Genomic DNA, 10,044 nt, shown 5'->3' with positions numbered 1-10,044 from the left:
CTAGCGAGGGTTGCTGTGCGAACACCGCCTATGCCATATCGTCTATTGAGACTGGCTGATGTTTGTGGGTAATCAGGATCCTTAATGATTGGGGATTATAATGGGGATGGGTTTGATGACGTTATTTCTTTCGGCCAGACACCAGGCAAACCTGTTTTTGTGCACTTTTCCAGTGATAAAGGTCACTTTAGTGCAAATGATTTACATCAATTACCGACCCAAATTGGCGGGGTCGACTGGAATACAAGTGAGCACTCCCTGTTTAATCGAAAAAATACTGATGGCAAAGGTGTTGATGTTGTTCGCAATAACAATGCTATAGGAGGTCTTGATGAAGAGGGAAATGTACTGGATGATCAGGGAAATATTGCACAATTATCCCTCGATGAACTTAATTCAGAAAAGTGTCGCCAGCTAGCTTACTCCCCTGAAGTTGAGACGGTAGAAACTACATGTGCTCCTCAATACAAAGATGCCGTGGCTGGTGGCGTTACAACTTTTGCCGTTCCGATTGATGAGGATGAACCACCACCAACGCCGGTATCTTCTCCCATGATATCAGGCGGTAGTTATCACGCAGTCAACGAATCTTACACCGTAACAGCACCTTCAGTGCCCGGAGCGGAAGATTATTTGCATTATGAGTCGACTAACAATTCCAGTTACACATCGGTCGGGGGATACGGCAAGAGTTTCAGCACGTCTCAAAGCAGTTATGGTTACCGATATTATAAATATAAAGTATGTAATATTAATGGGTGTAGCGGTTATAGCCCATATATAAGAATTTTTATTTATACCACTCCGTCAACTGTAAACAATTTTGGTATTTCATCAACTTCTATTAACTACGGCCAATCCGTTACTCTTTCCTGGACCAAATCAGGAGGTTTAATATCAAGTGGCTTTTACCAAAAAAAAGAAGTGTCACCTTCTGGCTCTGAAAGAAACTTTTCAAATACTTCTCAAGGCTCTGGAACCAATTTCAGTTTTTCGGCAACACCTTCATCCGGCGCGGGTACATATACATACAAAGTCAGAGCCTGTAATCCGAATAATTTATGTGGTGGATGGCAATCAAAAACGGTTTCCGTCTCTATACCAAATACTCCCCCAACCATTTCCAATATCCCTAATCAGACGATGGATATGAATCAATCCAAGGGGCCAATTGGATTTACGGTAGGAGATTTGGAAACACCAGCAGGTAATCTGACATTATCCAAATCAACAAGTAATGCAACACTATTACCCACCTCGGGTATTTCATTTGTTGGGGGAAGCGGTGCTAATCGTGTTGTCACCCTGACGCCGAATGCAGGACAGTTCGGGACTGCTACCATTAATATTACGGTCAAAGATGGTGGCAATTTAACTGCATCGGATTCATTTACAGTAACTGTTGTTCCCAATGCAGAACCAACTGTCAGCCCTTCCAGTCCAACAAATGGTGCGTCTTATCTAACTACCGATAATGTAACGGCTTCAGCCTCCGCCAGTGATAGCGATGGCTCTATTGCTCATGTTGCGTTCAAACTCGATAGCGGCAGTTGGCAGGTGGATACAAGTTCCCCCTATAGCGTAGACTTTGGAACACTTTCAGCCGGTTCTCATACTATATCGTATCGAGCTAAAGATAATGACGGGGCATATTCAACTGTCACTTCCAGAAGTTTTACTGTTGAAGCTCAAAATCTAAAACCAACTGTCAGCCCTTCCAGTCCAACAAATGGTGCGTCTTATCTAACTACCGATAATGTAACGGCTTCAGCCTCCGCCAGTGATAGCGATGGCTCTATTGCTCATGTTGCGTTCAAACTCGATAGTGGCAGTTGGCAGGTGGATACAAGTTCCCCCTATAGCGTAGACTTTGGAACACTTTCAGCCGGTTCTCATACTATATCGTATCGAGCTAAAGATAATGACGGGACATATTCAACTGTCACTTCCAGAAGTTTTACTGTTGAGGCTCCACAACAAACAGGACGTCGCGTTGTTTTTATCCATACAGACTTATTAGGCTCTCCTGCAGCTGAAACTGATCAACAAGGGAATGCACAATGATCAATAAATATATTCTTATTATTTTGCTTTTAGGCTTGTTCAATTTTGCATATGCACAAGAAACCGGAGGCACCGGAGATGAGGATGAGCCGATAGAGTTACCACAGCAAACGACTCAGCTTGTTGAAGATATTGAAGTGGATATCAGTATCCTTGAACCACAAGTTCCTCAACGTTATCCCGGCTCGACTGAATTAGGCGATGGATATAATCCGGTAACAGGAGAGGTAACATTTGCAGTAACAGATATTTCTATTCCTGGTAATTCGACGATACCTGTTGAGTTACGCAGATGGATCCCCTCTGGTGATTTGGATACCGGTGGACCAACAGGCTGGAAATGGGATATACCGTTTATAAAAGGAAACTACCTTGATTTGAAAGATGGCCATACTGATTATGGCTGGAACTGGGGAAATAATACGTGGCACGACGGTAAGAATTGCACGGGCTCTGCTGACTCAGTAATGGATACACATAGTGAGCTGGTTGCAGCAGCCAATTTATATTGGACTGGAAAACTATTACATATACCTGATATCACGACAGAAACATTCTTAACCAACGGCAGTGAGCAAATCACAAAATCAAATTTCAAAATTACGGGCTGTATAAACAATCCCGATGGACAAGAAGGAATCATTGTAGCGGGTCCAAATGGTTTGACTTATACGTTTAACCAAATCAAAAGTTACTACAATGGTAAAGAAGCTTTTAAGGATCCTATTATACGAACTCGGATATTGATGGTATCCAAAATTGAGGATCAGTTTGGTAACTACGTGGATTACGAATATGTAAATGGAGAATTACATAAAATAGAAGGCTCGAATGGCAGATTAATTGAAGTCACCTACGACACTACTGAGCCGCAAATTCCCGTATCAGCTACAGCAAATGGCCGAACATGGAACTATACCTACCAAACAACAGGTCACAAATATCTGAGTACAGTGGAGCTGCCGAATAATACTTTTTGGCAATATAACAATCTCTATATTACGGCTTTTGATCCGAATGACCAGCTTGGCTCCTACAACCAAACCATACAATACAATTCTCACGACGGCCCGATTGAACGCCCTTCCTGCGGATACAGCAGTACAGTTGATGAATACGCATATGTGATTACACCAGAAAACACAAGAATTGATTACACCTTTCATGAGCGATTCCATAATCGCTCAAATGTAGAACCCGCTATTGTATGGGGAATGACGCAGGGGGTCGATGGAACGGCAAGAAACCTGAATTGCACCGTTAGCTTGTCTTTAACACAAAGAGCGATTTCTGGACCAGATGTTGAAGCGTTTCAGTGGCAATATGACTATTCTGAGCAAGATGGAAGTTATGATGCAGAAAGTGCTCTCTACGTTGAAAACGAAGCAAGCAGCATTACAACGCCTGTAGGCGGTTTTCCTGCGCCGATAACGACAAGCAATGCTGTGAACTACCGGACAGTAACGGTTAGCGGACCTGATAAAAAGACGATTTATTATATTGACAGGGAGTTTCAGTCACCAACGGAAGGAATGGTCATTGCTGAAGATACATTATCGGTTTCAAATAGTTTACTTAAGCGTGTTGAAAAAACCTATGTGCAGGGCGATCTTGTTGGCAGCCATTGGTATTTATGTCCTTGTGGTGGAGATTATCCACCATTAAGTTCAGTAAATGGCAACCAGTTAAGTTACCGAATAAATCTCAGTCAAAGTGCAATAACCTTGCCTGCGGCGGGAGATGATGACAAATATATAACCAGTTATGATGATTTTGATGCCTATGGTTATGTTGGTGAAACAAATGAACTGCATATGCTTGGAAGCAATACCGTTACTACAAGAAATACAACGCAGGATTATTTGCACGACGATGGAGCTAACTGGCATCTTGGAATGCCAACGCTGACACGCATTAAGAACAGTAACAATATATTTGTACCGTTAAAAGAGACGACCTATAAAACCTTGACGGGCACCAATGAAGGCAGGAATTACTCAGTTAAAGTACCATATGAACACAAAGAGTATGATGTATGGAAATCGCGATATGCCAGTTACCACGCAGATGGTAATGTAGAAAAAATAGAATTTAACCAACCATTAACAGACGCGAATGGTAATCTGGGTACAGGTACTTTCCGTTATAAAATACTCAGTAACTACAAGAGAGGCACCCCTCAAAGCATCGTCGTGCCGAAGCGTTACATGGATTCCGGGACATTATCCGCTAGTCGAACGGTTGATAATAACGGGTGGGTAATAAGCACCACTGACCTGAAGGGAAATACTTATGGTTATGGCTATGACGATATTGGCCGCCTGAATTATATTGATGCACCGGACAACTGGTTAGATACTTATTTTGACTGGAGTCAGGGAGCGGGTGAAGCGCCAGTCAGAACCGCCAGGCGCTGTACACTGAATGCATCAAAAAGTGGATGTTCGGGCGCCGTTTCCTTTGAAACGGAAGTGCAGTTTGATGCGTTGATGCGTCCCATATTAACCACCAATACAGATGTTACCAACAGCCAGAGTCGTTACCAGAATAAAATCTTTAATGCCTACAGTCAGGAAACGTTCAGTTCCTACTGGTCAGCCAGCAGTACCGAGACGGGTGGCACAACCAATACTTATGACGGCCTGCAACGTTTGCATACAACCAGCCAAACCGGCGGCGGCACACAAACAATCAATTACCTCAGTGGCAATAAGCAACAAGTTATTGATGCCGAAGGTAATGTGACCACCACCACTTATTTGGCTTATGGTGAGCCGTCCTACGACCAGGCGTTAACCATAGAATCCCCTGAAAGTGTCACCACCACTCAGACGATTAATATCTTTGGCGATATTACGTCCGTTACTCAATCCGGGCTAAATGTCAGCCAAACAGAATATCGTGCTTATGATGCACAACATAACCTGTGTAAGGTCAGCCGTAATGATGTTGGCACAGCGGTCTTTATTTATACAGTTTTAGGCGAAGTCTCCGCTAAAGCAGAGGGGGTCACAGGAGGTAGTAACACCAATTGTACTTATACATCGGACGTAGCCAAGGAGATTAAATTTACTTATGACAACCTTGGGCAGTTATGGAAAACGACTTACCCCGATTACGCCTCTAATGGTACAACACCACTTGAAAATCCTGCTGCGGATGTTGTCTATGCACGGGATAACAATGGTAATGTAGAAACACTGACGGCAGGCAATGTAGTGCATGATTATCATTACAATAGCCTGAACTTGTTAGATGATGAAACTCTTATTGCCGCGGGACAGCGGATTGCACCTGACAGTTCATCAAAATCGCTTGTTTATGGTTATAACTCAGCGGGACACCTAAATAGCCTTACTTACCCTGACGGTGATATGGTGACTTATGCACCTAATGGGTTTGGTGAACCTACTCAAGCAGTAAGAACTACCCGGGGAGGGCAGGATTACGCTACCAGTGCCACATATTATCCTACCGGCAGCTTAAATACCTTTAGCTACGGTAATGGCTTAACCCATAAAACCACACTGAATACCCGCAAAGTGCCCAGCAGCATTAAAGACAGTAAAACCGGCACAACGGCACTGCATTACAGCTACATCTATGACGATAATCTGAATGTCACCCGCCTGACGGATAATGTGAATAATGCCTACAGTTTGACCAATCTGACCTACGATGGTCTGGATAGGCTCAAGACCACAACCGGTAACAGCGGCATTGGCAGCAGTTCACTCACTTACGACGGATTAGGCAATATCCTGACCTACAACAGCAAAGGCCAAAGCTTAGGTTATAACTACAACACGGCGGACAACCGCCTGACCTCTGTTACCGGAATAAGCGGTAAGTACAGCAGCTTCACTTACGATGACAGAGGCAACATCTACGGTAATGGCAGTAAAACCTTTACTTACAACCGCGCCAATCAGTTGGTGAGCAGTGGTAGTTATACCTATCTATATGATGGTAACAACAGACGTGTGAAACAAACCGACTCAAAAGGAACCAGCTACAGTCTGTACAGTCAGGATGGCACCTTGCTGTATCGTGAAACGCCTGATGGCGGAATTAACTACATTTACCTGGGCAAAAAGTTAATTGCCAAAGACGGTTTCATACCAGAAAACGCGGGCAAACAGCACTATCGTCCATTTGGCAGCAGTATCGATGGTAATGAAATAGACGATGTGGGTTATACAGGCCATAAATTCGATACCGATTTAGGTTTAAGTTATATGCAGGCACGATACTATGATCCAGTCATAGGTCGTTTCTATTCGAATGATCCAGTTGGACCGAATCGGACTAACCCGATAATGTCCTTCAATCGATATATATATGTAAACAATAACCCCTATAAGTATACTGATCCGACAGGAATGGAGTTGGAATGCCCCACTACTACTCGCTGTACAGTTACAGTTCCCAGACCAAAAGTTACTACTACTGGGTTGCGTAATATTATCTTTAATGAAAGCAGGTCATTGTCTGGAAACAGTGAGCGGCGAGTGAGGCGCTTTATGGCACACACAATATTAAATGGAGATGAAAAATATGGTGAAAATAGACCTAGTACGGCTTCAGATAAATTAGGCAATATAATTGACCCTAGTGAATTAAAACTACTGGAAGAAATCGAGGGGATTATAAAACAAGTATATTTTGAGAGGAGTGAAGGGATTGATAGCGTTGGTGGTGCTATGCACTTTAACTTTAGAGATCTCAATTTCCTTAAGGTTTATAACAAAGATTTAATGTCACCTATGCATGGAAGAGATGTCAAATACAGTATAGGGCCGTTAAAAAATTCATATCCAACAAAAGAACTAGGGAGTGCAGGAATATATTTTACTGTATATCAATAATATGAAAAAAATACTGATGCTTTTATTTGTACTTCCTTTTTTCTCAATTTCAGGAGAAGAGAAGTCTCACGATGAAATATTGTTGAAGGAAATTTTTGAAAGAGTAAACAATATTTCTGGACCGAAATTTTTGGCTGGCTGCAATGGTTCTGGACAGTCATCCTACTTGGTTGTCCCAACTCAAAGCAATTCCGCATTAATGTTTGATGTGCGGGATGGCGTGGTTTTAAATCTGGCAGATATAACTTGGTCTGCTGATCCTTCAGTAACCGAGCCATTAATTGAGATAAATGGAAACTACAATGTCGAAATGAATTTTGAAAAGTATCATAGGCTGTTGAAAGCTAAGTTTGTAAGCTTGGAGAAATTATCTATTGATTCGATATTGAGAATGTCAAACGAGATTGATTGCATTAATAAATAAACTTTGAATCCAAAGCCCCGCCCTTCGATGGTGGGGCTTTTTTTCGCCTTGGAATGCTGGTGAGGGTTGTTACCAATGCTGTGTGATCGGGCTTCGTCGCATTGAATCCAACCAACGCCCTTACCAGAAAAGTGAGCTTTCGTGCTGGCTCGGTGAAGATGGTTTTCACCAATGAGCACAATTTCAATATTAGACTATTGGTAGGTAATCAGCGTTTAGTTATTGAATCCTGTTGATACAGCATTTCTTAAATTTCTTTCCACTACCGCAAATGCAAAGTTCATTACGACCTATTTTTTTGGTTATTTTGGCTTTAGGGTAAGTAGCTAGTATTTTTTCACTCTCCTCATCAAATACCCAATTAAATTCTATGTAGTCGGCTGTATCAAAGAGGTTATTTGGCTGTTTTTCAGGACAATGCTTCTTACCAACCACAATGCACTTTCTTGCTTTATAACGATATTTTTCAAGTAGTGCTTTACCTGCCATATGAGTGCGCAATTCATCAAAACTATGGTATTTAGTTCCAACCAGAACAACTACGGTGTCGTTTTCTACAAACGTCATTGTTCTGTACCCGGTGGACAATGATTCTAATTCGATATTCAACAGGAACTGCGTAACATTGTTAAGTAGCTTATCTGACAAGGCTAGAAGCGCAAAAGCTATCCATCTAGCTCCATCATCATCATAATACTTAAGTGTTTCAAACAACCGAATAACATCTGGTGGTAGGTTTAGCTGTATATTTGGTTTGGTTGGGTACTCATCTCGTTCATAAGCCATCAACTCATCGAATTGAGTTGAATAACCATTAAAATGTAATGCATTGACCTGCTCATTTTTGCCAAGCGCCAAATTATCAAAAAGTAATCGGCTATCTAAATAAGCGCAAAATAAGTCAACTTCATCACCATTCCATTCAATTGCCTCACTAAATAATTCAATTCGCCTTTGGATGTAATGAAGAAATATATCAGGAGTCAGGTTTGTTTTAGTTAATAGCTCAAAATCTGACTCACAGATTGAAAATGGGTAGTCTTTATCAGTGAACAGGTTTAAGTCGGATAGCTTATTCAAGCTGGTTGCGATGTTTGCTAAATTATTGAAAGTAATTGATATTGAAAAAACTTTTTTAATGCTTGCTGATGTAAAGGATAAATGTCTTCCGTTACTCTTTTCTTTAAAAAAACATTCATCCTCACTTGCAATATATCGCTTCACTCTAAGTGATTGCTCGAAAGCATCCTGAACATTTTTCACGATATCAGTTCGTAACCGGCCAACATCTCCTACACGGCCTTCAAATCTGAATTGTTTTGATTTTGCTTCAACCAACAGTAAGAACGGCCCCCACTTTACCGCCAAATCCATTTCCGCTTCAGAATTTTCCCTGTCAGGATCTGGATAACATAAGCTTTGGTATACATCTGATTTGGGGAATATTTGACACAAGTGGCTAAAGGCACGCATCTCCAACCATTTAGCTTTATGCTTTTGGTATTGCGTGCTAAAAAACTGGCCATCTTTCTTAGCTATGGCTTCAAATTTGTCGAAAATGACATCATAAGCATTGGATATATCGCCAAAAAGGATACGGCCATCAAGTAATTGATAAAACGGTTTGCGCTGGATATGCTTAACTTGTGAGATGTTGTGCTTACCCACAGAAAACAAGTGCTTAAATGCTTGCGATTCTTGTTGAGTTAAAAGGGGAGAAAGATTTAACTCTGTCAGCTCCGTTGGCCATTTGTGGCACATAACAAGATTAATATATTCAGCATATCCATAAATAAAGGCTCTTTCCTCACTCTGTAGCGAATCTATAAATGATTGCTCTTTTTCATTTCGAGAAGGCAGATTTGTATATTCTAAAAATTGATCCTGATAGGCTTTTGCATGTGTACGTATGTTATCGTGATCGTCGTTGGATAGCTCCTCAACACGAGGAACTAGTGCTGTAACGATATCTACTACACGATTTGGGGATATCCCTGCTTTCTTTTCAAACCACGAGTCAAATCTCCCCTGAATCTGTCTTATCTTTGTAGCAGTTTGTTCGGGATATGCGTTTCCTCTTACCACTTCACTTGACCGTTTTAAATCTTCAGCAATACTTGGTAAATTGGAAGACTGCCCTGTAGGGAACATGTCTGCATTTAAGATGTCTTCAAGCAAGGGGTAGATTGAATTAGATTCGAATACGCTGATTTGCTTATTTGAACTGACACCAAACTTTGGTATAGCAATTTCAGCAAGACGTTCAATCATGGCAGGGTGCTTGCCAAAGGCATCACCAATATTTCCTCCCTCGGTTGTAATAAGTAGCTGCGCAATCTGTGTACACAGCATTGTTTCAGCACAAACTGTATCGAGAGTAGCTTCTATTTTTCTTATTGCTGTCAGTTTCTTATCATTCAAGCGAGTGAGCACTTCGTTGAGACTAAATTGATCCATTAAAAAAATCCTTAGACAGCATGATCACTAATACTTTAGCGATCAATTCTTAAAGTCAACGTTTAAACCACTCACATATTACTGGATGTTTTAGAAATAAATAGACGGGATATTGATATAAGCAATTGTCACAAATAGCCTTGCACTGGAATGATAAAGCATGAGAAAGCTTGCCCCCTGATTCAGAATAGATGCCGATGGCTTTTTGTTACCAACCCGCCCGGACGGGCC

General features: G+C 41.5%; 4 protein-coding genes. 3 read left to right on the top strand and 1 reads right to left on the bottom strand.

What is annotated here, in order from left to right:
• Positions 1-84 precede the first annotated feature (84 nt).
• From H8B19_RS12560 to H8B19_RS12550, 3 genes are read left to right on the top strand one after another with little or no spacing between them, the layout of a single operon-like run.
• Positions 85-2,064, top strand: a complete 1,980-nt coding sequence (locus H8B19_RS12560; protein ID WP_186507240.1) for an Ig-like domain-containing protein — start codon at positions 85-87, stop codon at positions 2,062-2,064.
• A complete protein-coding gene (locus H8B19_RS19030) occupies positions 2,061-6,932 on the top strand; it encodes an RHS repeat-associated core domain-containing protein (RefSeq protein WP_186507239.1) in 4,872 nt (1,623 codons plus the stop codon). The genes H8B19_RS12560 and H8B19_RS19030 overlap by 4 nt, the downstream gene beginning before the upstream one ends.
• A 1-nt stretch (position 6,933) precedes the next feature.
• Positions 6,934-7,356, top strand: a complete 423-nt coding sequence (locus tag H8B19_RS12550) for a hypothetical protein (protein ID WP_186507238.1) — start codon at positions 6,934-6,936, stop codon at positions 7,354-7,356.
• A 219-nt stretch (positions 7,357-7,575) separates the two neighbouring features.
• Here H8B19_RS12550 and H8B19_RS12545 read toward each other — a convergent pair whose 3' ends face one another.
• Complete coding sequence (locus tag H8B19_RS12545; RefSeq protein ID WP_186507237.1) at positions 7,576-9,813, bottom strand: SEC-C metal-binding domain-containing protein; 2,238 nt, start codon at positions 9,811-9,813, stop codon at positions 7,576-7,578.
• Between the last annotated feature and the right edge of the window lie 231 nt (positions 9,814-10,044).

The organism is Neptunicella marina, assembly GCF_014270035.1.
GTDB classification, from domain to species: Bacteria; Pseudomonadota; Gammaproteobacteria; order Enterobacterales; family Alteromonadaceae; genus Neptunicella; species Neptunicella marina.
This window is presented reverse-complemented; position numbering and strand designations above follow the sequence as displayed.